The organism is Thermovirga lienii, from assembly GCF_036847465.1.
Taxonomy (GTDB): Bacteria; Synergistota; Synergistia; order Synergistales; family Thermovirgaceae; genus Thermovirga; species Thermovirga lienii.
Genome location: NZ_DAITZW010000025.1, coordinates 1 through 26,876 on the forward strand (window position 1 = coordinate 1; position 26,876 = coordinate 26,876).

25 protein-coding genes are annotated in these 26,876 nt (G+C 48.4%); 14 read left to right on the plus strand and 11 right to left on the minus strand.

What is annotated here, in order from left to right:
• Positions 1-63: 63 nt before the first annotated feature.
• The 6 genes from V7Z69_RS07085 to dnaA form a co-directional block, all read right to left on the minus strand.
• Positions 64-846: a hypothetical protein gene (locus V7Z69_RS07085; protein WP_334139359.1), complete on the minus strand. Its 783-nt coding sequence runs from the start codon at positions 844-846 to the stop codon at positions 64-66.
• Between the two features lie 28 nt (positions 847-874).
• Positions 875-1,369, minus strand: a complete 495-nt coding sequence (locus V7Z69_RS07090) for a DciA family protein (protein ID WP_334139360.1) — start codon at positions 1,367-1,369, stop codon at positions 875-877.
• Entirely contained in the window at positions 1,347-3,254 is a 1,908-nt protein-coding gene (gene mnmG, locus V7Z69_RS07095) for a tRNA uridine-5-carboxymethylaminomethyl(34) synthesis enzyme MnmG (protein ID WP_014162175.1), read from the minus strand. Before mnmG ends, V7Z69_RS07090 begins: the two co-directional genes overlap by 23 nt.
• A 24-nt stretch (positions 3,255-3,278) precedes the next feature.
• Complete coding sequence (gene recF / locus V7Z69_RS07100; RefSeq protein WP_334139361.1) at positions 3,279-4,340, minus strand: DNA replication/repair protein RecF; 1,062 nt, start codon at positions 4,338-4,340, stop codon at positions 3,279-3,281.
• Positions 4,341-4,344: 4 nt separating this feature from the next.
• Positions 4,345-5,481: a DNA polymerase III subunit beta gene (gene dnaN, locus V7Z69_RS07105; protein WP_334139362.1), complete on the minus strand. Its 1,137-nt coding sequence runs from the start codon at positions 5,479-5,481 to the stop codon at positions 4,345-4,347.
• A gap of 226 nt (positions 5,482-5,707) precedes the next feature.
• A complete protein-coding gene (gene dnaA / locus V7Z69_RS07110) occupies positions 5,708-7,030 on the minus strand; it encodes a chromosomal replication initiator protein DnaA (protein ID WP_334139363.1) in 1,323 nt (440 codons plus the stop codon).
• 325 nt (positions 7,031-7,355) lie between these two features.
• Between dnaA and V7Z69_RS07115 the strand changes: the two genes are divergently transcribed.
• Complete coding sequence (locus V7Z69_RS07115; protein ID WP_334139364.1) at positions 7,356-8,348, plus strand: DHH family phosphoesterase; 993 nt, start codon at positions 7,356-7,358, stop codon at positions 8,346-8,348.
• 18 nt (positions 8,349-8,366) lie between these two features.
• Positions 8,367-9,515 (plus strand): MGDG synthase family glycosyltransferase, encoded by a 1,149-nt coding sequence (locus tag V7Z69_RS07120; protein WP_014163999.1) that lies wholly within the window; start codon positions 8,367-8,369, stop codon positions 9,513-9,515.
• Positions 9,516-9,528: 13 nt separating this feature from the next.
• On the opposite strand, the gene V7Z69_RS07125 is transcribed toward V7Z69_RS07120, so the two are convergent.
• Positions 9,529-10,887: a 4Fe-4S binding protein gene (locus V7Z69_RS07125; protein ID WP_014163998.1), complete on the minus strand. Its 1,359-nt coding sequence runs from the start codon at positions 10,885-10,887 to the stop codon at positions 9,529-9,531.
• A gap of 150 nt (positions 10,888-11,037) precedes the next feature.
• Between V7Z69_RS07125 and V7Z69_RS07130 the strand changes: the two genes are divergently transcribed.
• The gene (locus V7Z69_RS07130) at positions 11,038-12,195 is read left to right on the plus strand and encodes an aminotransferase class V-fold PLP-dependent enzyme (protein WP_014163997.1); all 1,158 of its coding nucleotides are present in this window, start codon (positions 11,038-11,040) and stop codon (positions 12,193-12,195) included.
• A gap of 28 nt (positions 12,196-12,223) precedes the next feature.
• Here the strand turns inward: V7Z69_RS07130 and V7Z69_RS07135 are convergent, their stop codons facing one another.
• Positions 12,224-13,030 (minus strand): Cof-type HAD-IIB family hydrolase, encoded by an 807-nt coding sequence (locus V7Z69_RS07135; protein WP_014163996.1) that lies wholly within the window; start codon positions 13,028-13,030, stop codon positions 12,224-12,226.
• A 64-nt stretch (positions 13,031-13,094) separates the two neighbouring features.
• Here V7Z69_RS07135 and V7Z69_RS07140 point away from each other — a divergent pair, with 64 nt between their 5' ends.
• Positions 13,095-14,066, plus strand: a complete 972-nt coding sequence (locus V7Z69_RS07140) for a threonine ammonia-lyase (RefSeq protein WP_014163995.1) — start codon at positions 13,095-13,097, stop codon at positions 14,064-14,066.
• A gap of 9 nt (positions 14,067-14,075) precedes the next feature.
• Here V7Z69_RS07140 and V7Z69_RS07145 read toward each other — a convergent pair whose 3' ends face one another.
• The 3 genes from V7Z69_RS07145 to V7Z69_RS07155 form a co-directional block, all read right to left on the minus strand.
• Positions 14,076-17,453: a hypothetical protein gene (locus tag V7Z69_RS07145; RefSeq protein ID WP_334139365.1), complete on the minus strand. Its 3,378-nt coding sequence runs from the start codon at positions 17,451-17,453 to the stop codon at positions 14,076-14,078.
• Between the two features lie 336 nt (positions 17,454-17,789).
• The gene (locus V7Z69_RS07150; RefSeq protein WP_334139366.1) at positions 17,790-18,521 is read right to left on the minus strand and encodes a thermonuclease family protein; all 732 of its coding nucleotides are present in this window, start codon (positions 18,519-18,521) and stop codon (positions 17,790-17,792) included.
• 50 nt (positions 18,522-18,571) lie between these two features.
• Positions 18,572-19,015: a PPC domain-containing DNA-binding protein gene (locus tag V7Z69_RS07155; protein ID WP_334139367.1), complete on the minus strand. Its 444-nt coding sequence runs from the start codon at positions 19,013-19,015 to the stop codon at positions 18,572-18,574.
• A gap of 106 nt (positions 19,016-19,121) precedes the next feature.
• Between V7Z69_RS07155 and rsmG the strand changes: the two genes are divergently transcribed.
• From rsmG to V7Z69_RS07205, 10 genes are all read left to right on the plus strand, one after another.
• Positions 19,122-19,835 (plus strand): 16S rRNA (guanine(527)-N(7))-methyltransferase RsmG, encoded by a 714-nt coding sequence (rsmG, locus tag V7Z69_RS07160; RefSeq protein ID WP_334139368.1) that lies wholly within the window; start codon positions 19,122-19,124, stop codon positions 19,833-19,835.
• Positions 19,832-20,602 (plus strand): ParA family protein, encoded by a 771-nt coding sequence (locus tag V7Z69_RS07165; protein ID WP_334139369.1) that lies wholly within the window; start codon positions 19,832-19,834, stop codon positions 20,600-20,602. Before rsmG ends, V7Z69_RS07165 begins: the two co-directional genes overlap by 4 nt.
• Positions 20,581-21,471 carry a ParB/RepB/Spo0J family partition protein gene (locus tag V7Z69_RS07170; RefSeq protein WP_014163989.1) on the plus strand — a complete coding sequence of 297 codons (891 nt, stop codon included), beginning with the start codon at positions 20,581-20,583 and terminating at the stop codon, positions 21,469-21,471. Before V7Z69_RS07165 ends, V7Z69_RS07170 begins: the two co-directional genes overlap by 22 nt.
• 34 nt (positions 21,472-21,505) lie before the next feature.
• Complete coding sequence (locus V7Z69_RS07175; protein ID WP_014163988.1) at positions 21,506-21,736, plus strand: hypothetical protein; 231 nt, start codon at positions 21,506-21,508, stop codon at positions 21,734-21,736.
• A 32-nt stretch (positions 21,737-21,768) separates the two neighbouring features.
• Entirely contained in the window at positions 21,769-22,263 is a 495-nt protein-coding gene (locus tag V7Z69_RS07180; RefSeq protein WP_041446194.1) for an HIT family protein, read from the plus strand.
• The gene (locus V7Z69_RS07185) at positions 22,253-22,879 is read left to right on the plus strand and encodes an IMPACT family protein (protein ID WP_334139370.1); all 627 of its coding nucleotides are present in this window, start codon (positions 22,253-22,255) and stop codon (positions 22,877-22,879) included. Before V7Z69_RS07180 ends, V7Z69_RS07185 begins: the two co-directional genes overlap by 11 nt.
• A 39-nt stretch (positions 22,880-22,918) precedes the next feature.
• A complete protein-coding gene (locus V7Z69_RS07190) occupies positions 22,919-24,418 on the plus strand; it encodes a phosphoenolpyruvate carboxykinase (protein WP_334139374.1) in 1,500 nt (499 codons plus the stop codon).
• Between the two features lie 155 nt (positions 24,419-24,573).
• Positions 24,574-25,140: a biotin transporter BioY gene (locus tag V7Z69_RS07195; RefSeq protein WP_334139371.1), complete on the plus strand. Its 567-nt coding sequence runs from the start codon at positions 24,574-24,576 to the stop codon at positions 25,138-25,140.
• A gap of 107 nt (positions 25,141-25,247) precedes the next feature.
• Positions 25,248-26,156 (plus strand): drug/metabolite exporter YedA, encoded by a 909-nt coding sequence (yedA, locus tag V7Z69_RS07200; protein WP_334139372.1) that lies wholly within the window; start codon positions 25,248-25,250, stop codon positions 26,154-26,156.
• Between the two features lie 40 nt (positions 26,157-26,196).
• Positions 26,197-26,876: SIR2 family NAD-dependent protein deacylase (locus tag V7Z69_RS07205; RefSeq protein WP_334139373.1), on the plus strand; the 680-nt coding region annotated here is incomplete at its 3' end.

Below are 26,876 nucleotides of genomic sequence, written 5' to 3' on the forward strand. Positions count from 1 at the left end.
TGGCACCCCTCACTAGTGCATGGTGAGCCTCATCCATCATTGTAGCCTCCGCAAGGGTTATTGCTACTGTTGTGTCCTTATCCAGAAAGGTAAAAAATCCTCATCTAAAATTACATTATAAATTTTTCCCTTCTTTCTATCCCATGCATAAGGGCCTTGGCCGTTAACCTTGACACCACTGGCATTGAGGAAAACCGCCTCTTTGAGCATGGCCCTCTCAGGCGTTATATACCCTCTCACCGGGTGAGCAAAGGGAAGCCTCCCTATAACCTTGCCCTTTGGCCATCCACCAACAGGAGTGTATCCTGTTTTTTGGAAAATCTTTTCCGTTATCCTTTCGTACTCCTCCGGCGCATTCCTCATTGCCACCGAAACAGCCTTCCTTGAATTTCTTAGTTCCTCCATTAAAAAGCACCCAATCCAAGCGTAAGGCTCTTCATTCATGTTCAACAAGGCTATTACCGTATAAAAAACTCCATCCAATGCGACAAGCGATTTGGGAACCTGTTTGGGCATCAAAAAGCCCTCCACTTCCTCCCATCTTGCAGGGCTTCCCCCAGGAAAGATCTTTTTTATAAGGTATAGGCCATTAGCAGATCTTTGTAGATCTGAAAGTTCATTGTCCTGCAGGGACATCCAAAGTTCTAAAGAGCTTTTCTTTTCTGAAAGAGAAAGGAGCCTTTCTTCAAAATCCTTTCTTACTTTCAAGGCTTTTTCCCTAGCCTGGTATATTGAAAGAAGGTCATCATAGGGCCTACTTTTTGATTCCTCTGCCCATGTCATACCACAGGAAAAAACCGAAAACATTATTGTCATCAAAATAAATATGTTAAAAAACCTTTTCATCACGTACCCTCTTCTCCCGCTGTAGAAACTAAGCCTTTTTTTCCCTTCTTCCAAAACGAATCTCGTACAATGCAGAGAGTCTGGCCAAAGCCTCTTCTGCATCTTTGCGGCCAATCTTGCCCTCAAAGGCCTTTTTCTTCTCCTCCAAAAGTTTCTTTGGAATCTCTACAGGGAGTAATTTCCTTTTTTGCCTCGGAGGTTGGTTTCTTCGCACCTTACCTACCCTTGATCTTACTCCCTTTATCTCCAAACCCCATAGTTCTTTTATCCTTTGGGCTATGCTGGCACCCATCATGCTCACATGGTGAGCAGCACCAGGGCTGGACGCCACAACAACAAGCACTCCGCTCTCTATGGAAACAGGCATGGAATAATTGGCAATCTTGTAACCAACTATGTCCTTCCACCTTAGAGCCATATCTGCCAAAATTATGCCCTCTTTAAGGGAAGGTGTTACTACTCCTTCCAGGACGTTTTTTGCCCTCCTAAGGGATGACTTCCTAGGAAACCGCCTGATCGCCATCTTCTTGTCTTCTCTTCCTTCGCCTTTTTTCTATCTCTATCCAAAGTATTTGAATGTCTGCAGGTGTAACTCCAGATACCCTGCTTGCCTGAGCTAGGTTCTGGGGCTTTATTTTTTTGAGTTTCTGCCTGCTTTCATTCAAAAGCCCGGGAACTTGGTCGTAATCCATGTCCTCTGGAATTTTGACCTTCTCCATGTTCTTCATTCTCTCCACTTGCTTAAGCTGGCGTTTTATATAGCCGTCGTACTTTATCTCCAGGCTTACCCTGTCTATTACCTCTTTCTCAAGGCTTTTATCAGAGGGAACTATCTTGTTTATAATCTCCCATGTGATCTCTGGCCTCTTCAAAAGCTCACAAGCCAGTATGGGCTCATCCAAAGGAGAGGAACCTGCTTCTTTTAGCACCTCGTTTACTTTTTCTGAAGGATATATGCGGGTTTTCTCCAACCTTTCCCTTTCTTCTTCCATGGCCTTCCATCTTTTCGTAAGGACGGCCCACCTTTCGTCATCTATCAGCCCAAGCTTTCTTCCAATGTGAGAAAGCCTAATGTCCGCGTTGTCGTGCCTGAGAAGGAGCCTGAACTCGCACCTGCTCGTGAGCATCCTGTAAGGCTCATTGGTGCCCTTGGTGACCAAATCATCTATGAGAACACCTATATATGCTTGGGAACGATCCAGTACGACCATCTCTTCACCCTTCACGAGTAGGGCAGCGTTTATCCCGGCAATTATTCCCTGGGCGCCAGCCTCCTCATAGCCAGAAGTGCCGTTTATCTGGCCGGCGCAGAAAAGCCCCCTTATCTTTTTTGTCTCAAGCCATGGGTAAAGTTGTGTTGGAGGTACGTAATCGTACTCTATGGCATAACCTGGCCTCATTATCCAAGCCTTCTCACAGCCAGGTAAGGATCTTACCATCTCCACCTGAGCATCGAAGGGAAGGCTTGTTGTGAAGTTTTGCATATATATCTCTACGCTGTCTCGGGAAACAGGCTCCAAGAAAACCATGTGGCTGTCCTTGTCGGGAAACTTGACCACTTTATCCTCTATGGACGGGCAATATCTAGGACCTACCCCCTCTATGGCTCCAGTGAAAAGAGGAGATCTATCCAGGTTCCTTCTTATTATCTCATGGGTTCTTTCGTTGCTCCTTGTCAAGTAACAGGCATAGCCTTCATATACCCTTTTCTCTCCCCAATGGCTGAAGCAAAGGGGCTCTCTGTCGCTTTCCTGCTTCATCAACCCTTTGAAATCTACTGTATCCCTGTGAATCCTTGGAGTTGTCCCTGTCTTCAGCCTTCCTACTTCAAGGCCTACGTTTCTCAAAGATTGGGTCAGCTTCGTAGCCGGAATCTGGCCCAATGGTCCTGAAGCAAAGTTTGTCAGGCCTATGTGAACTTTTCCTCCCAGGTAAGTTCCTGTAGTGAGTATTACTGCTTTGGCTTCGTACACGCTCCCAATGTTAGTTCTTACTCCCCTTATTTTTCCATCTTCCACCCATAGATCTACAACCTCTTCTTGCCTCAACTCCAGAAGTGGTGTTTTCTCGCAGGTAATCTTGTAGTGATGGTGGTAGTCGTAAAGGTCACATTGAGCCCTCAAAGCCCTAACAGCCGGGCCCTTGGACGTGTTCAGCCACCTTATATGCAGGGTGGATGCATCTGCCGCCTTACCTTGCTCTCCACCAAGGGCATCTATCTCCCTTGTGAGGTGTCCTTTGGCAGGACCTCCTATGGAAGGATTGCAGGCCATCAAAGCCATGTTATCCAGGTAAAGATTCAAAAGTAAAGTTCTAACTCCGATCCTCGAGGAAGCCAAAGCTGCTTCACAACCGGCATGACCTGCTCCAACTACTATCACATCATATTTGTTTTCCTCTGGAACCATTCCCTTAACACCCTTTCCAAGCTTCTACCTCATGAGAAATACTTTGCCTTTATCAACCATCCATACTTCACCAGGCCAAAAAGGAGTTACATCCTCTGCCGTCGTCACAAATGTCTGCCACTTCATGGATTCAAGCATTTTAACCAGTATCTCTCTTCCTTCCATGTCCAGCTCTGCCATCACTTCATCGAGAAGCAGTATAGGTTTTTTCCTTAATTTTCTCTCCACTGCCCACCCCGCTGCAAGCATCAAAGCCAAGGCCGTCCTTCTTCTGTGACCCCTGCTGAAAAAATCCCCTACCCCTCTCCCATTGGAGGCAATCTTTATTTCGTCCCTGTGAGGACCTACAATGCTCGTTCTATATAATTCTTCTTTCTCCTTAAAGGCCTTTATGGACTCCCAAAAATCCTCCCTGGGATCATCTATTCCCAACGTACCTCCCCTTACGAGAGATACATCTATCTCATCAGGTAAAAGCTCCTTTGCCTCATTCAAACCTAACCTCAGAAGGTCTAAGGCAGCGGTCCTGCACGACCATATCCAAACTGCCCTCTCTGCCATCACCCTGTTCACCAAAGATATATTACTCCTTCTTTCAAGCGCTGCCTTTTTTTGCCTCAATAACCTTCTGTAATCATATATGGTAGATGCATATAGTGGAAAAAGTACAGCACAAAGCCTGTCTATGAAGCTCCTCCTCCTGGAAGGTCCTCCCTCCACCAAGGCCATGTCTTCCGGCAAAAAGGACAAAGAAGGTACCATATTTCTCATTTCCGAGGCACTGCTGAGCTTACCACCAACCTTGAAAACGGTTTTCTTTAATATTCCCACAGCCGCCTCCAAGGATTCTTCTCCTTCAAAGGCTCCCCAAACAAAGGTTTTTTCGTCCTTTACGTGCCAACACGGAACGTCCCCCACACTCTTTCCTCTGAAAGGTCCCCATCCCATCAAGATATTCATGCTCTCCAAAAAGTTGGTCTTTCCTGCGCCGTTCTCTCCAAAAAGCAGGTGAAGCCCCTCGGCCATTTCAAGGCTATGGGGCTTCAAGTTTCTAAAACCTTTTATCTTTAGTCTCTTCAAAATCATCTTATCAGAGATTTTCTCCTTCTGATGGGAGGGTTATGGGCATCAATACGTAAAGGAAACTTTCCTCTCCCGGCTTGGATAACAACATCTGACCATTAGGACCGTTGAAGGTCATGTGAGCTACCTTTCCATGAAGGGCTCTCATTCCATCCAACAAAAACCTTACGTTGAATGCTACCTTCAAAGGATCTCCATCTATTTCCGCTGGAACCTCCTCAATGGCTTCTCCAATCTCCGGAGCACTGGCTTTGACGGTCATGTTCCCCCCCGGAGACAGATTCAATATCACCATTTTACTGAAGTCCCTTACCACTATCTCCGCCCTCTCAAGGGCCTCTATCATGCTGTTTCTGTCAACTTCCATCCAGGTACTCTTCTCTGGAGAGAGTATCTTCTCATAGGGAGGAAACCTTGATTCTATTCTCCTTATGGCAAACTCTATGTTATCCACCAGGAAGTAAACCTGGGAATCGTCCTCTTTTACCTCTACATCCAAGTCCTCTTCAACGGAGGATACTATCCTTCCTAGCTCTTTGAGGGTGTTCAAAGGTAAAAGAACCTGTTTTTCTTCGAATGATTCATCCAGGGCCGACTGAGAGAGGGAAAGTCTTCTTCCGTCGGTGGAAACTACCTTTACAAACCCATCTTTAACCTGAAAAAGTCCGGAACTCAAATATTGGGGAAACTCCTCCCCCGGAGAACCTGCAAAGGTTCCTTCTTCAAGAAGTCTTTTAAGCTCTGATACGGTTATTTTGAAAAAAGGTCTGCTTTCCTCGGATCTTGGAAGCTTTGGAAACTCGGAAACTGGATAGGTCGTGAATTTATAGTGATTTTTTTCACCACAGTTTATCTTTGCTTTTCCTCCATCTACCTCTATGGTGAAGGTTTCCGTTGGGGCCTTCTTGAAAAGCTCTCCTACTACCTTGACTGGAAATACCGCTTCTCCAGGGTCTTGCACTTCAACCCCCTCAGCAATACACCTTATGGAGGTCTTAAGGTCCGTTGCTTGCAACGTTACTGAATTTTGCTCTGCTATGCACTTTACACCTGTAAGAACCGTCAATGCACTTCTGCTCCCTGTACTACGTTCAGCAAGAAGCCAGCTTTTTATGAAAGGGGCTTTCTTAACTAGGAGCTTCATTTTTTTCACTCCCTTCTCTTGTTCTATATGTTTTATATATTGAAAAACGTAGTAGGTCCAGTAGCAATAATGTGTTTTTTGTGGAAAACCTAAAAAAACCAGGAGAATCAACAAAACTTGATGTGGAAAAGTATAAGTTTTGATTGTGGGTAGTTTTCCACAAAATAAACAGGTTTAAAAATTTACCCTTCCTTTTTGCTTACTTTTCCACAATTGAAAAACTTTTCTACAGCTTCTCCTTTATTTTATCCACAATTTGTCTTATCCTGGTGTCCTTCTTGTAAGCCTCCTCTATCTTCTTCACAGCGTGGATTACTGTGGTATGGTCCTTTCTGTTGAAAGCATATCCTATATGTTGGAGGCTGGACTCGGTGTACTCCCTGCTGAGGTACATGGCTATCTGTCTGGCCAGGGCTATCTCAGAGGTTCTCTTGCTGCTTGTCAGAGCGCTTACCGGTATGCCGAAGGTTTCTGCTGTGACCTGCTGTATGACCTCTATGCTGGCAGGTCCCTTGTTAGAGTTTCTTATGACGTCTTTGAGCCACTTGGCCGCATTTTCCACCGTGAGGGGCTCGTTGTTGAGGTCGGAAAAGAACATGACGCTGTTTAGGGAACCTTCCAGTTCCCTGATGTTGCTTGGAATGTTCTGAGCCAAGAAGAATATGACTTCCTCTGGGACATTGTAATTTTTTATCTCCGCTTTCTTTTTGAGGATGGCTATTCGAGTCTCCAAATCTGGCGGCTGTATGTCCGTTACAAGTCCCCATTCGAAGCGGCTTACAAGCCTCTCCTCAATGTGGTGTATATCCTTTGGAGGTTTATCGGAGCTTATAACTATCTGTTTTTTTGCATCATGGAGGCTGTTGAAGGTGTGAAAGAACTCTTCCTGAGTGCTCTCCTTATTGGCCAGAAAGTGAATGTCGTCTATGAGGAGTACATCGACGCTTCTGTACTTTTGTTTGAACTCATGGGTCTTATTATTCTGTATGGACAAAATGAACTCGTTTATGAACTTTTCGGAGCTTACGTAAGCGACTCTTGCCCCCTCCATTTTCTTGAGCACGTAGTTTCCAATGGAATGCATGAGGTGAGTCTTTCCAAGTCCCACTCCTCCCCATATGAAGAGGGGGTTGTAGGCAACACCTGGGGATTCTGCGACCGCAAGGCTTGCCGCGTGAGCCAGCCGGTTTGATTTTCCTATTACGAAGGAATCAAATTGATAATCAGGATTGAGCCCACTGCCAGGATGAGGCATAGGGCGGCTTACCTTCTCAGCTCTTTTTACTTCTTCTTTTGGAGCGCCCTTCCCCACTTGAAGAATGACCTTGGTTGCAACGTTCATCTCCGCTGCCAGGTCTTCCAGTTTCTCTAGAAATCTATTTTGTATTTGTTCTTTGACAAAGACGTTGGGCACATCCAACACCAAAACACCGCCCTCCAAAGAGATTGGAAGACAGGTTTTGAGCCATATATCGGCTGCGCCCTTGGGAAGCTTTTCTCTCCCCTCTTCAAGAAGTTTGTTCCAGGTTTGTTCAAGAAAGTCCTTCATCAAAACCTCCCAAATATTCTAAAAAAGTTATCCCCACTAAAGGCAAGGATAATTTTAACACAAATAATCCACAAAAATTATCCACATATTCACAGATATGGGAATAAATTATGTGGAAAAAAATAAGCAGCAAAGAAGGAAATTTTTGAACTTTCCATATTGGCATGAGTGGATGACCAACATTGACTTAACAGAAAGGACGTGGTCTTATAAAAAAATCCACAAATTTTCCACAACTGTGGATAAAATAACTTTTCTCCTCATGTTAGGTTTGGTGTATGATTTAAACGTAAATATGCCATTTTTGGATGTTGGGGTGTTTTACATGAAAGTTATACACATAATAAGCCATACGGATTTGGATGGAGTAGCTGCTACAGCCGTTGCATGGCACAGATACTTTAATAATGGGTATTTGATAAAAGTAAGCCTAACGGGCTATGGAGATGTGGATAACCTTGTGGTGGAATGCTTGAAAAAGAAAGAAAACTTTGTGGTGCTTGACCTTTTCTGCCAGCGTACCCAAACGGTGGATATGCTGGATAAGGAATTTGAGCTTCCTTCAGAGCCAGTTTTTTTCGATCATCACAAGACCACTGAGGAAAGGTTTCCTAAAAGACCGTGGGCAATGGTCGATACCTCTATGTGCGCCGCTAAGGTTTATTTCGAATGGTTGTCAGAGAGAGATTTTTTGAAGGGTAAGATAAAGGAAGACCTTGCTGGTTTGGTGGAGATTGCCAACGACAGGGACCTGTGGATAGGAAAGATTCCAGAGAGCCGATTATGGCAGGCCTACATAACCATGTGCGGGCCCTACAGCCTCTTTGCCAGGCTTGCTGCGGATCCAAGCCCTAAATTGGCCCGCTGGGAACATGAAGGTACCACCCAATTCGTGAAGATGCAGGAAGAACGCTTCAAGAGGGCCTTAGAGGAGATATCTGGAGCAGACAAGGACCTGATGTTCGTAAAGCCGAATATTTTGGAGTTTGGTGACGTATCGGACTTTTGCGGGCTAGTTCTGGACAAGATGGAAAATCCTCCTCTTCTGGTAGCGGTGGCCAACAGAAGACCCCAGGGAGATTGGAGCGTCTCCCTCAGAAGCAGGAATGCCTTGGCAGGACGCATTGTAGGACTTCTAAAAGATGGAAGAAAGGTAAGAGGAGGTGGACATGCTGACGCAGCCGCCCTCTACTTTCCTCCTAACTACAGCGAGGAGCTTATAAAGGATTCCTTACAGTCGGCTATCAAGGCCGTAAAGGAACAAGAGCAGAGCGCAGGGCCCACTCTAGGGGATCTTTTGAAGGGCATAAAAGATTAGACTGAAAGAGGGATGTATATGACTAAGATAAGGGTAGCTATATTGTATGCTTCGGTAGGAACGGGACATAAGACGGCAGCAAAAGCTCTTGCTAAATGGTTTGGCACGGTGTCTCCAGATGTAGAGGTTTTGTGCTTGGATACCCTTTCCTTCTACTCTCCCATAGTAAGGGGCATATACACCAGGTCGTACTTGGAGCTAGTTAGGAAAATGCCCCAACTGTGGGGGTACTTTTACGATACCATGGATAACCCCTCAGCAAGGGATGGAGTTCTCGCCACCCTTGCTGAACTGACTGAGAAGGTTAACACCGCAAGCCTCCTTGATGAACTTGAAAACTTCGCCCCCCATGCTGTCTTATTCACCCACTTTTTCGGCTCCCAGGTTGTGCTGGATAAATTTAAAGACCGAATTCCAGTCTGCTACGTTAACACCGATTTCCTGAGCCATGTTTTCCATCGTAATCCTGCATTTTATGCCTGGTTTGTGGCATCAGAGGAGACTTTGGAACAGTGTCTTGCCGATGACCTGGAGCCTGAAAGGATCTTTCTAACGGGCATACCCGTTGATCCCATCTATTCATCCCCCCCAAGTAAGGAGGAAGGCAGGGTAAAACTGGGCATAGACAGCAAGGCTAGCCACATTCTGGTGATGGGAGGCGGCATTGGTGTGGGCCCCATCGAGGAGGTCCTAGTATCCCTCTACAAAGACACAGATGCCCTGATAACGGTGATATGCGGCAATAACGAAAAACTTTTTCAGAAACTTTCAAGCCAGTGGGAAGATATTTCAAGGGTGGAAGTGAAGGGGTTCGTGGACAACATAATAGACTATTACGCTTCCAGCGACTTAGTCTTTATGAAACCTGGCGGCCTTTCAACCTCCGAACTTTTGTGCATGGGTAAACCCATAATATTGACGGACCCAATACCCGGCCAAGAACAGAGAAACAGCGACTATCTTTTGGACAGACAAGCAGCAAGGGTCCTGTTCGAATACAGAAGGGCCGCATCAAAGGCGAACATGATACTCTCTTCGTTCCAAGAGATGAAGAGACTTTCAGAGACGGCAAAAAAAATATCCCGCCCCTTTGCAGGACGGGATATAGCACTTAAAACTTTAGAGATAGTAAAAAGAAACAAAATAAAAGTCAACAAAAGTCAATAGCTACTAACACTTTTTACTGGTTTTTTTCAAGCAATTTCTTTACGGCATCCCTTATCTGGCTCACTTCCTTGCCAAGTTCAACTGCAAGGTCCTTGAGAGGTTTTTCTTTGCTGAGGTTGTCAGGCCATCCAGCCAGGGTGAAGACTTCCTCTCCGTGGACCTTGTAGATTTCCTCTACTTGTCTCATGGTCATGCTTCCTTTTATTTCCTCTGGGGAAGGAATGAAGGAGGACGTCTTTTTAGAGGCCTCCTGAGCAGATAGAGCCTCCCTGATGCGCTCCTTGAGAGCTTCATCGTCTATACCGGGGATATCTTTGACCCTTACGTCCAATGGAGTCGATTCATCCAGGCCTCCGAGCTTTAAGAACTCCTTGGGGCTTACATGGAGGACTTCTGCCATCTGAGTTATGGTCATCCATCCGTACAGGGAATCTACGGCGGCAGGGCCTGTTATGGAAGAAGGTATGGGAGCAAAGGTTTGCCAAAGGCCACTTAACCTAGCTGTTGCTATGCCTCCTAAGAGCAAAAGCACCGTGGCAAGCCCCACCAGCGAAACAGATAGCTTCTTTTTCTTGATCCCGAAAAAGAGAGTACCATCTATGGGGCAGTTTTCTGCACACCTACCGCAGGCTATGCATTCTGCGCTCCTTTCTACCTCCACATTTTCGGGGTCAAGCTCCACAGGGCAGGATCTTCCACAATTATGGCAGTGAACGCAGCTTCGCTCACTTCTGGTTATCTTGGTTAAAGAAGCCTTTTGAAGTATTGCGAGAAAAGCGCCCAGAGGGCATAAATACCTACACCAAAACCTTTCTATGAAGAAGCTGGCCCCTATGACCGTCAAAAAAAGCACAATAAAGCCTCCGGGTTTTTCTGGAAATGCTTCGAAAAACGCTGAAAGATGCATCCATGCAACCCAAGGGTCATAATTTCTCCATACCAGGGTGCCCAATTTCCAAGTTCCCCCAATTATGGCCGCCAAAATGAGGTATTTAAGGTATCTCAGAGGGCCATCTATGCTTTTGGGTAGCTTTTTGGGTTTTATGCCCATTTTCCGCCCCAAAGAGGCGCTCCACTCCCCCAACGTTCCAAGGGGGCAAATCCAGCCGCAAAAGGCCCTTCCAAGCACCAAAGTAACGCCAACAAGGAGCAGAAAAAGAATCAAAGAGCTCGGAGCAAGCCTCCGAAGCCAAACCCCGGAGGTCATAACTTGAAAAAGCCCCTCCAACCCTCCAAAGGGACAAAAAGCATCCACCGGAGGTATTCCGGAAGGACCTCCGCCTACAACCTGGTGTCTGTAGCCTATCCAGGTAAGAAGGACCAGAAAGACTCCCTGAACGGAAAACCTTAATAGTCTTGAATTTTTCACCATTTCCCCTCCTATCTTGAATAAACAGAAAAACAAAAATAAAAACCCCCACTAGGTAATAATTATATACGTAAAGAACGGATTTTTCAGCAAAAATAGTGTTAAAATTGCCGAGCAGGAGTTTATAAAGAGCAAGAAAAGGAGGTGAAAGAGATGGGAATATATATGAACAACGCGGCAACTTCATGGCCAAAACCTGAAGAGGTGCCAAAGGCAATGTACCAGTTCATGACCAGCTCTGGGGCCAACCTGGCCAGAGGTTCCTCCAGTTCTAGGGACTTGGAGACCTTGGACTTGGTTACAACGACCAGGGAGAGACTGGCATCCTTCTTCGGCGGCTACAAGGACGAAGACCCCAGGTACGTAACCTTCACATCCAACGTCACCGAGGCCCTGAACGTAGTATTGAAGGGGTTTTTACGGCCCTCTAGCAGGGTGGTTACCACATCTATGGAGCACAACGCCGTGATGCGCCCCCTAAGAAGGCTGGAGTCTGAGAGGGGTGTAAAGGTTACCGTTTCGCCGTGTTTTTCTGACGGCACGTTGGATCTGGAACGCTTCGAACAAGCCCTGAAAGAAGGCCAAGACCTGGCGGTCATGAGCCACTGCAGCAATGTCTGCGGAACCATCCAACCCATTGAGGAAGTGTCCAAGTTGTGTAGGCAGTACGGCGTTCCATTGGTCTTGGATAGCGCCCAGACCGCTGGGGTTCTGGATATCTCCGCTAGGGACCTTGGTCTTGCTGCCCTCTGCTTTACGGGACATAAGGGCCTTATGGGGCCCCAGGGAACAGGAGGCATAGTATGGGAACCTTCCTTTGCTGAGAGAGTAAAGCCCTTGGTGGAGGGAGGCACGGGAAGTCTGTCCCACCTTCAAGTTCAGCCGGAGAGCCTACCAGACAAGTTTGAGGCCGGGACTCCCAACTTGCCTGGCATTGCAGGACTTTCAGCGGCCCTGGAATGGATAAGAAAAACGGGGTTGGAAACCATACGAGAGAAGGAAAAAAAGCTGGGAGAGCTTCTTCTTGAGGCAATATTGGATATGAAAAAGCTTACCCTCTACGGCAAAAAAACCATGCAGGGGCGCCTCAGCGTCTTCGCCGTTAACCCTCAAGATGGCGATAACGCTACCTTGGCCCTTAAGTTGGCTGATGAGTATGGTATCGAGGCTCGCCCTGGCCTTCACTGTGCGCCGGTGGCTCACGAGACTTTAGGAAGTTTTCCCCAGGGAGCCCTGAGGCTCAGCGTGGGGTATTTCAACACAAAAGAGGAGATATCTACGGTCATAAAGGCCTTGAAAACCTTGGTTTGAGGGTCCCCAAAGGGCCCCGTAGGGTGCTTTAAGGATCTTGGAGCACGTACCTTTCCAGGGCCGCAGCTACTCCATCGTCATAGTTAGGCGAGGTTACAGCATCTGCGCGGTCCTGGATTTCTTTTCTAGCGTTTCCCATGGCAACCGAAAAACCTGCCATCTCAAAGAGGGGAAGGTCATTTTCCGAATCCCCAATGGCCATCATTTCATTGCTTTTAATGCCCATCTTCTCCATTAAGATCTTTACTCCCCTGGCTTTACTGACTTCAGGGTGAGCCATGTCCACGAAGAGTCGGTTGCTTACTGCAGCATAAATCCTTTCGCCAAACTCTTCCTGCACAGCTTTACGTATGAGTACGGCCTCTTCAGGGCTTTTTGCTATAGATAAAAGCTTGGTAGGGCTTTCGTTCAAGGTGAAAAGCTTTTCTTTTAGCTCTATGGGATCCAGGAATGTGAGTCTCCCATACTCTAGAGCGGTTTCGTTTCTTTCGTACACGTAAAGGTTATCTCCCACGTATGACTGGATATACCACCCTCTGTCCTTGAAAAAAGCCATTAATTCCCTGGCAGTACGGGAGTCTATAGGCCGGAAAAATAATTGCTCGTTGGTTCTTGGGTTTCTTATGTCTGCGCCGTTTGCTGTTATGAGGGGGTCTTTCAGGTTCAATGCCTTCGCAAAAGGCAAGACAGAGGGAAAAAGCCTTCCAGTGGCTATGGTAACGCAAATTCCCCTTTTGATGCACTCTGCGATTGTCTTTTGAGTCTTAGAAGATATGCTGTTGTCGGGACGCAATAAGGTCCCATCCAAATCCAAAACCACCAATTTGAAAGTCATCCTTCACCCTCCTTAGCAGTGGGTTTATACTATCAGAAAAAGCATTATTCGAGGAGGTGCAGGAATGTTCATCAACCCATCCATGAAAGACCTGCTTCTTGCAGCAAGATTTCTAAAAGGGAAGGTGCGGCATACACCAACGGAAAAATCCCTGCCGTTGTCGGAGATTGCAGGTGGTGAAGTCTACTTGAAATGGGAAAATCAGCAGCTTACGGGCTCCTTCAAGGTGAGAGGTGCCTTGAACAAGATGTTCAGCTTAACCGAAGAAGAGAAGAAAAGGGGCGTTGTCACGGCCTCGAGCGGAAACCATGCCCAGGGCATAGCCATTGCAGCGTCCATGCTGAAGGTGAAGGCCACCATATGCGTGCCTGGGGTGTGTCCTGAAACCAAGAAAAAGGCCATAAAAAGGTACGGTGGTCCATGGGTGGACCTCGTAGTGGCAGGCCATTTTTACGACGATGCGGAAGCGAAAGCTCACAGTTTGGAGAGAGAGGAGAAAATGACGTACATTTCCTCTTTTGAGGACCCATACATCATTTGTGGGGCGGGCACCGCAGGGCTGGAGATGATGATGGATGAGCCCGAGATAGACACAATCATAGTTCCTGCAGGTGGTGGCGGCCTTATCTCAGGGATAGCCCTGGCAGCCAAGACCCTTCGTCCTGACGTTGAAATATGGGGAGTCCAGTCAGTTTCCTCACAGCCTTATGTGGCATCTTGGCCCACGGGAAGGGTTGTAGAGGTGGAATATAAGGACTCCTTGGCAGATGGCCTTACGGGTTGGATTCCCCAAAGCCTTTTGGACCTTGCAAGAAGGAGAGTAAAGGGCTTTGTTGCGGTGACGGAGGAGGAAATCGCAAAAGCGATAGTATGGCTTTTCAGAGAGCATCACCAGGTAGTTGAAGGTGCCGGGGCTGTTGGCGTAGCGGCCCTCCTTTCCGGCAAGATATCAGGCTGGGGCAGGAAAACCGGCATAATAATATCAGGTGGCAACATTGACCACCTGACATTGGAGGAAATATTGAGAAAGTACTAGTTTCGGTGCCTATTCGCTGGGTACAGACTGTTTGAATATCTGTTCCAGTATTTGCTGTTTCAGCTGATCGCCAACGCTCTCGTCAGACCCATTGGTGGGGATGTTTATGTTGACCTTGGTCTGGTCATCTTTCACCGATGGGTCTGTATTGTCTTCAGGTATAGGCTGACTCTTTGCAGGAGAATAGACCTTTATGTTGGATATCATAGGTTTCTCCCACGTTCCGGAAACGTGGAAGGAAACGTCCCGGAAGTCCTGTTTCGACAGCCCCCCAACCAGGCCTCCCAAGAGGCCAGAAAGGAGCTCTTGTGGGTTTTGTATGTCTGATCCCATTATTCCCTGTATGGCCCCCACCAGGGCATTGAGGGTCTGCATGTTTATGTTGCCACTGCAGTTTAAGTTTATGCTTGAACCAGGCCCCAGGGTCCCGTCGGCGGTGAGGTACCGGTACAAGGGATCCTGAGGATAGGCCGTCATGCGGCTTCCAGGCATCAAAGTGAGGGTGTTGCCCAAGATGTTGAAGTAGGTTTCCACGTTGCTGTAGCGGATGGACGAAAGGCCGTGGGGTGCAGCTATTATCTTGATAGCCTTGAAATCCGATATCTCTCCGTCCTTTGCGGAGAAACGACCATTTCCCTTTATGGGCATGGGTTTGGTAAAGGATCCTTCTAGGTTGAGGTTCAGGTCGCCTTTCCCCGTGACCTTGCCCTTGAGGCTCAAGGCGTCCTTCACTACTCCCTCGATGTTGGTGTTGGAGGTTGCGATCATGGCGGACCACTTGCCCGTCCTTAGGTTGAAGAGAGCGTCCGCAGTGGCGCTTCCCCCGTAGAAGGTCCCCTTGGCCTTGTAGACCTTAAGGAAGTCACCGGAGAAGGATAAAGGAGCGTGGAAGTTGCTTATCGTTAAACCGTGAAGTTTTATGGTGTCGGAATTAATCTCGCCACTACCTGACCAATCGCCTCTGCTCCTTGAAGCCTCAACTGCTAGGTTGATCAGCCCACCTAGGTTCATGGCCCTTGCTTGTCGGGATTCCTTGGTAAAAAGAGCAAGATCCAGGTTGTTGCCCTCTATGGAAAGGGACAAGTCCGCATCTTTCTCCTTTTTAATGGGGAAAGAGCCCTTTACGGAGACGGTTCCCTCCCCTATTCGAGCGGTGCCTTTAACTATCTTGGCTATCCCATCCTTCACGGATATTTGACCTTCTGCGTTACTGAAAGAATAGTCCCTAAAGGTCAGTTCGTCGCACAAAAAACTCGCTGCGACCTCGGGGGAAAGGAGGCTTCCCGTAACTTTGAAGGTGCCGTTCAGTGTTCCTTTCAAGGGCAGTTTGAAGGGCTCCCCCATTTTGGCCAGATTGGCCTTCTCTACGGAGCCCTCAAACTCCATGTGGGGCGCTTCTTTCTCTTTCTGGGGCATGAGGATTTTGCCTTTAGCTGTCAACTGGCTATCCCACAGGCTTAAGGATAGTCCTTCTAAAAGTACTTCTTTCTGAGAATATGATGCTTTGCCTGAGATAGGGCCAGTATGGAGGCCCCTTAGGCTTCCCTTTTGGGCCTTGAAGGAGATCTTTGCCGTTGGGGTCCTTTGGCTTATGGCCGATAAGGGAAGGTCGGTCCACATGGTGATGTCCGAAAGCTCTATGTCGTAAGGTCCCTTTATAAAGCTAGATGAGAAGCTCAGGGAGATATCAGGGTTGCTTATGCTTCCAGTTACCTTCCATGAAGTTGAAACCTCACCTTTCAAGTTGGGGATGGATATCCCTGCAGCCTGCAGGACTTTCGATAGGTTTACCTTTCCTCCAGTTCCGCTGAAGAGCAAAGATGCTCTCTGGCTACCCAATCCGGATACCTTTCCCGACCCCCGTATAGGTAGGCTGTTCCACGTTGCGGACAAGTCTTTAACCTGCAGCATGGAATTGGAATAGGCAAACTCCACTGCAGGATTCTCTATCAGATGTCCCATCACCCTTATCTTTTCAGACCAAAGCTTGCCATCTGACGAAATTTTGCCTGGAGTTCCACTTATTCTCACGGTACCACCCGCAAGGCCCTCAAGTTTCATGCCCTCCACGGGAACGATGGTTCTAGCCTTGTTCAGTGCGATACCCTTTCCAGAAAGGGTAAAGTCAAAATAAGGCCCTTCTTTTATGCGGATTATCCCTGAACCAGCTACAGGAGCATCAAGCCACCTGCCTGAAATGGTGACCAAGGATGTATAGTTTTCCTTGAAGTCCAGCGTGGCTGTAAGGTTTTCTATGGGTTGTCCAGCCATGGTCACGGAGGAGGCCTCAACCCGCGCGGGCCCCACCACTTTGCCCCTTTTCACTGCGAAGCCTATATGGGCCTTTTCTATGCTTCCTGAAGCAAACCCCAGCCAAGGGAAGGTTTTAGTCCATTGGACCAGTTCCCCATCTTGTACATCCAAATCGAAGTAAAGCTCCGGGGGAAGGGCGCTAAAGAGCATTCCAAGCTTTCCAGAGACCTTAGAGTTATTTGCGAAGCCAGATATGTCCTCAAACCATAGTTTCCTGCCTCTACTCCACCAGTTGGATCTAAGTCCCTCTACAGGTATGCCCCATATTTGCCCTTTGTCCATGCTCAAACTTCCCCTGAGACCCACTTCACGCCATGGCCCCTCGATTTCAAGGGACGTGGAGAAACTTCCACTGAAGCCTTTATCCTTCAGGGCGGGCCACAAAAAGGATACAACTTCTAAGTCAAGGTCAGAGACCTTGCCTGTGCATGCCACCGTAGGGTAAATATCTCCCTTAACTTCGATATTTCCCTTACCTATGGTCGCTTTGAACCTCTCCAGGGAAAGCTTGCCGTTTTTGAAGCTACCCCTTCCCTCAAGTTCAGAGGAGAGCCCTTTGAATGAAACCTTGCCGTGAAGGGAAAGGGCCCCATTGCTCGAGGAAAGCCTTACAGAGTCAAGGCCTACGGAGGATTCTTTCGTTCGTATAGTGCTTTGGACAATGGAGAGCTTTATGTCGGGTAGCTTTTCAAGGGTCTTTTCTTCTTGACCTGTAAACAAAGAGGGAAGGTTATCAGCGAAAATCTCTCCTCCACTCAACTTAACGCTTCGCACTTTGGTCTTACCTAACAGTAGGGCTAGGGGGTCAAGTTTTAGAGACAACCCCCGAGCCTTGGTTATGAGGATACCGTCTTTATTTAGTGATATACCTGAGACGGTATATCCCCGAATAGGGTTCCCAGAGATCTTGCCCACAGAAAGAGTGGCTCCCAGCTTTTCTGAGGCCATGCGCTGGGCACTGGCCTTGGCATAATCTACAGCCACATCCTTTTGGGAGAGATACAAAACCCCTCCTCCAAAAGCGATGAATGCTATAGAGAGGCTTACGAACAGAATCTTCATGTATTTTTTCATTTCCATCTATCTCCTCACAGAACAGGTGATCCTGCCAGATGTATTCAGATGTTGGGTTTAGGTTGAAAAGCCTATACGATGTCTATTTTTGCAGAAAATAAAGCATAAAACATCAGGAAAAATACGTATATAAATGCAACACTCCCACAGGGAAATTATACTACTTGAGGATGATTAAGGATATACGTTTCACGTGAAACACACCAGCCGGAGAAAATGTTTCACGTGAAACATAGACCCATACATGTGGATAAGTGGAAACAAGAGTGGAAAAATATGTGGATTTGTGGATATTCTAGTGGACAAGTTGGCATTTAGTTGTGAAAAACTTTGGGGTTAATGTTTCATCTTGATTATCTGTATGGGGTCAGCCAGTTTCATTTGCCCTCCCTGGAAGCTTGTCCTGAGCTTTCCCGCAACGTACAGCGTTAGGTTCTTTTCGAATTTCGTTTTGGAGAACCGGGGAAGGTCATCGTTGTATATCACTACTCTCATCTTTCCGTCCATATCCACGAGGGATACCTTGTTGGACGACCGTTCTATCTTCCGTATGGTGAGCTTCAGGGTTATAAATTTCCCTGCCAATGAGGGAAGTTCGTTCCAAGCCTGTTCGGAGGTGAAAACCCTTCGGCAGGCTTTGTCCCAAAACCCTTTTCTTTCCTTGAAGGCCAATCGGAAAGCTCTTATTATGCGATCTGTATATTTGACGTTGGGGCTTAGGGTAAAAGGCATAGCAAGCCCGTTTCTGGTTATGATTTCGTTCACCAAAAGGTCCTTGTTTTTGGGGGATAGCCAGACCCATGCAAGAAGTCTCCCGTACCTGTCGTAAGGTTGAACGTCCACTTCGAGTATTATGGCCTTTTTCATGACAAGCTGAGCGTTGAAGGCTGCTGCAATTTTGCCGAGCTCCTCCTCCCCCCTTTGAGGGTGATGAAGCTCTGGGGTGTCTATTCCGAGGTACCGCACCTTTTTCTTGCTTCCGTCTGGAAGGATTACCTCAATGGTGTCGCCATCATATACCTTTACGGCAAAGGCTTCCTGCAGATAGGCCTCTGCAGGAAGCCCCATGAATAATTGGACAAATAAGGTTATAGGAACTAGCAGCCAAAGTAAACGTCTTAATTTTCCTCTCTTTGCGGGCAGAATTTTTTGTACCCTCCCTCTTCCAGTTCTTTTCGGTAGTAAGAGACGCCCTCTGGAACAAGTAATACTGCTTCGAGGGTGTTGTGAACCACTCCGCTGAAAAGATGCCCTCCTACGGTAGAATGGTCGCGGCCGGAAAGGGCTGCGTGGGGGTGGATGAACACTCCTCCGTCCTCCATAATGTTCACGGTTCCACTGATGCTCAAAAGCTCATAGGGTTCGTTGTATTCCTTTTTGACGTATCCTTCAGGCCCCAGCCATCCGATGGTGAAGTTTCTGAGCATACCTATGGCCGAGAGTATGACTGCGCCCTTTACTCCTTCCTTTTCCAGCAAGTGTTTGAGCTCTGGAAGCAAGTCGCTTCCGTCTTCCAGCCGCAAGGATATGATGTTGCCCGACCTTACAAGAGTGCTTCCCACTTTACATTCCTCCTTTTAGGTCAAATTTAGAGAACCTTGAAGGTGCAAAAGAATTCCTGTGAGTGTTATTATTATATGAGCAAATTTATTCCTGCGGGATAAAGGAGTGAAAATCATAAAAATCAAGGCAGAGATCCACATTGAAGATATAATGCCGGAGATCCAAAGGAACAAGGACACCCTTGAAACATACGTCCATATTCTTTCTGCGATGAACTCCACTTCTAGACTCACTGGGGAGCGAGATCCATCTAAGATCTGGAATGAACATCTTTTGGATTGTGGATTTTCGTTACCCCTTATCCCGGAGATTGGCAGCGCTGTAGATGTGGGAACTGGTGGTGGGCTTCCAGGAATGCTTTGGGCGATATGCCGTCCCCACCTGAATGTCTATCTCCTCGACAGCGTGCATAAAAAGTGCGCTGCCGTCGGTGAGATGATAAGAAACCTAGGGCTGAAGAATGCTTTCGTGGTATGCGACAGGGCAGAGATCTTTGCTGCGGAAAATAGGGAGAGGTTTTCAGCAGCGGCCACCCGTGCAGTGGGACATCTAGGCCTTTGTGCAGAGTATATGTCCCCCCTGGTGATGAAAGGGGGAATCCTTCTTTGTTTCAAGGGGCCCAAGGTAGAGGAAGAGCTTAAGGAAGTGGGGCCATCGTGGAATAAATTGGGCCTTTCGGAACCAGAAATATATTCTTACAGGCTGGGTGAAAAGAACTTGTTCCTGGTGGTCTGGAAAAAAGAGGAGTACTGCCCAAAATCTTTTCCGAGGAAACCTGGGAGGGCTCAGAAACTGCACTGGTGGAGGTGTGTTCGTTGAAGGCTGTCGCTGTTGCTAACCAAAAAGGTGGTGTGGGTAAGACTACCTGCTGTGTCAATCTTGCCGCGGAGTTGGGCCGAAAAGGCAAGAAGGTGCTGGTCATAGATATGGATCCCCAGGGAAACAGTACCAGCGGCTTAGGGATAGACGTCAAGGCGGTAAAGAAGAACGTCTATCATTTGGTCTTGGATAAGGCAAAGCCCAAAGATGTCATAATTCCCACAAATTGGGAAGGAGTGTGGGCTCTGCCGGCGACCCTTGATTTGGCGGCCGCAGAAGTGGAGCTGGCAGGGGTGATAAGCAGGGAGACCAGGCTTGCAAGGCATCGAGGGGCCTTCAAGGACTTTGACGTAGTCTTCATGGACTGCCCTCCCTCGCTGGGGCTTTTGACGGTGAATGCCTTGGTGGCCGCGGATACCCTTTTGGTTCCTTTACAGTGTGAATATTACGCCCTTGAGGGCTTAAGCCAGCTTATGCGGACGGTGAACCTGGTGAGGCGCTACCTTAACGAGGAATTGGAGCTTGGAGGGTTGGTCTTGACCATGTTCGACGCCAGGACCAACCTCGCCAGAGAGGTAGCAGAAGAGGTTAAAAGGCGTTTCAATGACATTCTTTTTGAGACCATAATCCCCAGGAACATTCGACTTTCAGAGGCTCCAAGCCATGGTAAGCCCATAGGGTATTATGATCCTTCTTGCAGTGGGGCCAAGGCCTACAGTAGTTTGGCTGAGGAGGTAATAGGGCGATGGCTCGAAAAAAGGTCTTAGGGAGAGGTTTGGAGGCCATTTTTTCTGGTGCTGAAGCCCCACCGAAGGAGCCAGCCCATATGGAGAGGGAAGATGGTTTGCTGGACATTCCCATAGAGGATCTTTTCCCCAGTCCCCTTCAGCCGAGAAAGTCTTTTGACAACGCTTCGCTCAAGTCCCTGGCAGCGTCCATAAAGGAGTGCGGGGTAATACAGCCTATCTTGGCGAGGTCATCCAAGGGCAAGTACGAGATAGTTGCAGGGGAACGGCGGTGGAAGGCTGCTAAAATGGCGGGGCTCAAGACCGTTCCTGTTAAGGTGATAAACGCAGATGACCTCTCAGTTATGGAGCTTTCCCTGGTGGAGAACCTCCAAAGGGAAGACCTTTCTCCTCTGGAGGCTGCCTTGGGCGTCAAGGAGCTCATAAACAGGTTCTCCTTGACCCAGGAACAGGCAGCAAAGAAGCTTGGGTGGAGCAGAGTGGCGGTTACGAACAAGTTGAGGCTTCTTAACCTCCCTCAAGAGGTCTTGGATTACCTTGGGGATGGCAGAATAAGCGAAGGACATGCAAGGGCTCTTCTTGCCTTGAAAAGGGAGGAAGAGTGCATACGGTTGGCCCGCCTCGCTGCGGAGAAGGGTTTGTCCGTAAGGGAGCTCGAGGACGCAGTGAGGAGGACTTTGACCTCAGGGACATCCAGGAAGAAGTCGGTGCGCGTAATGGAGATACCCGAATCTGCGAAACGAATCTCTGAAAAGTTTGGTATAAAGGTCAAGTTGAAGGGAGCTCGAGGTAAGCTTCAGTTGACCTTGGATGGGCTCACCCCTCAGGTTGCCATGAGACTCTTTGACCTCCTGGAGGCAAGACAAGAGGAACTTTTCCCTGAGGAATAGAGGATGCTTGACCACTTCCTGTAAGGAGCGGTTTATGGTTTATAAGAGAAGCTTCGAGGATTTTTTGGTTTTCGGAAAGGTGATTTCAGCGGCCTTAGTGCTTTGTGGTTTTTTGATCCTGGGGCTTTTGGTGGGCAGGAGACTGGAAGCTTCAGGTTGGCCTGGTTGGGCCGTTCCTGTTTGCGCGGCCTGTGGGGCCTTTGTCGGGGCTTGGCAGGCCTGGAGTTTCGTGAAGCAGGCTTGGAGAAGAAACCGGAGGAGATAGCTTTGACGGATGGCTTAAAGGGGAGTGATTCAATGGAAAGTCTTTTTGCACCTTGGAGGATGGCTTATATAAAGAACGCCAAGAAGGAACCAGGCTGTATTTTTTGCCTTTTTCCCGCGGAGAAGGACGATAAAAAGAGGCTCATCCTGGCTCGGGGAGAAAAGGTCTTCGTGATAATGAATGCCTTTCCTTACAACCCGGGGCACCTCATGGTTGCACCCTACAGACATGTAGGAAACTATGAGGAACTGGACGATGAAGAGCTCCTGGAGATGCACAAGATGGCTTCTGAGTGCATAAAGGTGCTCAAGAAAACCATGTCGCCGCAGGGCTTCAATTTGGGCGTAAACATAGGGGAGGTAGCTGGTGCTGGTTTTGCAGGCCATGTTCACCTTCATGTAGTTCCTAGGTGGGCGGGGGACACCAATTTCATGCCCGTGACAGCCCAGGTCAGGGTGCTGCCTGAGGCCCTGGAGGAGACCTGGGCCAAGCTGAAGGAGGCCTGGGACGAAGGCAATGGATCGTAGCGATACCTACTGGGAGCCTCAAAAGAGTGTCTCCGTGGAGCTCAAGGAAAAAAGATCCTTATTCATAGCTTCTGTGGGGATTACCAGGAGCGAGGAAGAGGCAAAGGAGTTCATAAGAGAGATAAACAGAAAATTCAAAGATGCAACCCACAACTGCTGGGCCTACAGGGTCGGCGTGGAGAGGATAGTGGAGTATTATTCCGACGCCGGAGAGCCCTCAGGAACGGCAGGAAAGCCCATCCTTGGTGCAATCCAGCATGCAGGCGTCACCAACGCCACGGTCGTGGTAACGAGGTACTTTGGGGGCATAAAGCTGGGGGTGAGGGGCCTTATAGATGCCTACGGCAGGAGCGTGACCTTGGCCTTGGAGGAGGCTGGGAAGGTCGTGCGGAGGGTAAGTTTGAACGCCCTTGTCGTCTTGGGCTACGAGAACTCAAGGGCGTTTATGGCTCAACTTAAGGAGATTGGCGTTCAAGAGGACTTGATTGAGTCATCTTACGGTGTTAATGTTACGCTGCGTTTTCCAGTGCCCAAAAGTTTCGTACCTCAGGCGGAGGAGCTGTTCAAGGGGTACGAGGCCAGGGGGTTATTGCTTTCCTGGGCCTGGGAAAGCTGAGAGAAATAAATCCAGACAGAGAAGGTGATCTTGTTGAGCGTGTATGACGAGTTCCAGCCCTTTATAACGGCGTTGAGGCATCCGCCTTGTAGAAGTCTTTTGAGAGACCTCTCAAACCAGGAGTTGGCCGCTATAGCCTCCTTCGAGTCGGTGCCCAACAACCAGGGCTCTGCCCTATATGTGACCAGGATACGAAGCCGCAGTGCTGCTTTCACGGAGATAGTGTACTCCATGGATGAGGAGGCCCTTTCTCTCTTAAAGCAGGTATGGGACTATCTGAGATGGCAACAGATGATAAGGGTCACTGCCCGCATAGGGGCCCACGATAAAAACCCCATGATTGCCAACATGTACGTCACCAGAAGGTACGCCAGGATAGCCCATATGTTTGCGGCGAACTTCGCCACGGAGGCAGATCAAGATACGGCAGACATAGTAACGGTGGTCGTCCCTGAGTGGCACCAGAGGAAGATATTGGTGTTCCCTCAGTACAGGACCACATGCATTCTGGGAAGCGACTACTACGGAGAGACCAAGATGGCCACGCTGAGGATGGCCATGCACATAGCGCGAGAGGAGCTTGGAGGGGTAGGACTTCACGCAGGAAGCAAGATAGTAAGGGTCAATACCCCAAGAGGCTTAGAGGAAAAGGGGCTTATAGTATTTGGGCTCTCAGGGACAGGAAAGACCACTATAACTACCTCGGACCATGGTTTAGTGGCTCCCGAAGGGGTTGAGGTGCTGCAGGACGATATAAACCTGCTCTTGCCCAACGGCAAAGCCCTTGGAACCGAGAGAAACTTCTACATCAAGACGGACAACGTAATGAAGCAGCCGGAGATCCTCGCTGCAGCCAGCCATTCTTCGGCGATCATAGAGAACTGCTGGGTGGACGACGACGGCAACGTAAACTTCAATAATCATGCCTTGACGACCAACGGCAGGGCCATAGTTTTCAGAGATAAGATACCTAATACGTCAGATAAGATCGATCTGGATAGGGTAGACGCCATTTTGTTTAACATGAGACGGTATGACACCCCTCCCATATGCAGGCTGATGTCCCCAGAGCAGGCAGCAGCTTTCTACATGCTGGGTGAGTCTACTATAACCAGTGCCGAGGATCCATCGAGAGTGGGGCAGGCCAAGCGGGTGGTGGGTTTTGACCCCTTTATAATCGACAACCCCCACGTAAACGGAAACAGGTTGCTCAGGATATTGCGAGATAACCCCCACATAAAGTGCTACATAGTGAACACGGGCAGGATCGGGGGCAGAGACGGGGCTAATATGACACCTGATGTCACCTTTAAGGCCATAGTAGGCGCCCTCTCGGAAAGGATAAATTGGAAGTACGACGACATCTTGGGGTGTGAGGTGCCTGAAGCTTTGGACATCCCCAATGCAGAACAGTACGACCCGTATACCCATTACAGCAGGGAGGAGTACGCCCAGATCATGGGAGCTCTCAGAAAGGAGCGTAAGGACTATCTGGTCAAGTTTAAAGGACTTGCCCAAGAAGTTATAAGCGCTGTGTAATTGCTAACAACAGAAAAGCATGGATATTAAACCTAGAAGGGGCGGGTAGAAACCCGCCCCGTAGTTTTTGGGAGCTTGTAAACGGAGAGGAAAGGAGTATAATCATCTATCATGGTCACCCATATTTTAAATTAGGTTGACAAGGAGGTTAAGTCATGAGGTTTACACCAAAAACTATGGTTCTTGCAGCTATGTTCGCAGTTTTGACGACTGTGGGTGCTTACATCAGGGTACCCATGCCAGTGGTTCCTTTCACTTTACAGACGGCCTTTGTACTTCTTGCGGGAGTGCTTCTGGGGTCTCGCATAGGGGCCTTGTCTCAGGTTTTGTACATTATCATTGGGCTTTTGGGGCTTCCTGTGTTCGCGGGAGGAGCTGGAGGCTTGCAGACTGTCTTTCGCCCGACGTTTGGCTTTCTTTTAGGTTTTATCGCCGCGGCTTTTGTTGCAGGAGCAGTTCTTGAAAGGAGCAAGGATTACTCTTTCGTCAAGGTTTTGACGGCCTGTATCGCAGGAAGTGTTGCTCTTTACGTTTTTGGGCTTCTGGGATTGTATTTGAATCTAAACTACGTTGCAGGGAAGTCCGTTACTTTTTGGAAGGTACTTAAGATAGGCTTCTTCCCCTTCATAGTAACCGACGCTCTCAAAGCGCTGGGTGTGGCTATCCTTGGGGCCAAGGTGGCGCCTCGTATAAAGGGGCTAATTCGCGAGCAAAAAGAGTAAGGTAAAATTGATTTTTATTGACTAAAACCACTTTTCCTTTAACTCTCCTCTGCTCTCGTAGTAGAATTGTCCTAAATTACATACCATAATCGAGCGGAGGGCGCTGCGTGGGATTTTTTGTCAAACGTCAAGATTTTGCAGGGGACAGTAAAAGATGGGAAGCCAAGACAGCCCTTTGTCTTGCTTCCCTTTATGCTGTATGGGGATCTACTTTTTTGGCCAATAAGTTTGGTTTGGAAAGCTTTCCTCCTTATATGTTGAATGCTATTAGGTTCTTGTCTGGCGGAGTGATTTTATATGCCCTCATGAAGTTCAAGGGTGAGAAAGACCCTACCTTCGGAGAGTGGATGAAGGCAGGAATTGTTGGACTTTTCATGGTGGTAGGTGGTTCAGGGGGGCTCACCGTGGGGCAGCAGTGGGTGGCATCAGGTCTTGCTGCGACCCTTATAGCCACTGTGCCTTTGTGGACAGTAGTTTTCACGAGTTTTTGGGAAGGCAGACCAAGTAGGATGGAGGTCTTTGGGCTGATCATAGGTGTTTTGGGTGTGGCCATGCTCAACATGGAGAAGGGTATAAGGGGCAATCCAATTGGGGTCATATACATATTGTCGGCTGCGGCGTGCTGGGGGGTTGGTTCGGCGCTCAACCGGAGGATCAAGTGGCAGTCCCAGCAGACCGTAACAGCAGCGCAGATGATCGTAGGAGGGGCTATATTGGCTTTTATTTCCTTCTTGTTGGGTGAAAGAATGGGGCCTCTCACGATGAAGGCAGCATGGGGAATCTTCCACCTGGTCGTATTTGGTTCTGTCGCTGGTTTTTCCCTTTACGTTCATCTTCTTAAGACCACTAGACCTGCAGTGGCCACCAGTTATGCTTTGGTCAATCCCATAATAGCGGCCATCTTGGGGGCAACCCTTGCTGGAGAGAGGTTCTCTTTAGTTGCCTTGCTGGCCATGGCGGTGATCCTCTCCGGGGTTGCCTTGGTTTTCCTGGCGAAAGTACAAAGACGAGGGTAGGCGGCCAGCGCAAGGCTTATATTTGAGGGGAGGCGGAAGCATGTTGGAAGGGCTGGAGCGGTTGGTTTCCTTTTTGAAGTCCAAGGAAGTGGTGGTCTTCACCGGTGCGGGGATGAGTACTGCCTCAGGCCTTCCGGACTTCAGGGGCAAAAAGGGTCTGTGGAAGGAGAAGGACCCTTCCCTTTTGGCATCCGTAGGCGCATTGGAGAACAACTACCAGGAGTTTTGCGAGTTCTATCGCTGGCGGATAAAGGCCCTGCTGGAGGCCAAACCCAATGAAGGACATTTTATATTGGCAAATTGGGAGGAAAAGGGCTACGTAAAGGGCATAATAACCCAGAACGTGGACGGTTTTCACCAAGAGGCTGGAAGCAAAAAGGTGTGGGAACTCCATGGAACACTGAGAAAGGTAAGGTGCATGAGGTGCCGCAGCAGGTACGACAGCGCTCTTTTTTTGGAGAGGACCAATTGCCCCAACTGCGGAGGAAAGCTCAGGCCAGATGTGGTCCTCTTTGGCGAAAGTTTGCCCAATTTAGCCCTGGAAAAGGCGGAGGAGCTTTCTTTAGACTGCAGATGTTTTTTGGTCCTGGGTTCTTCCCTCAGGGTGTCTCCTGCAAACTGGTTTCCATCCTTGGCTAAGAGGAATAAAGCGGAGCTTTTCATCGTAAACATGGAGCCCACCCCGCTGGATGCCATAGCGGAAAAGGTAGTTGCCGAGGA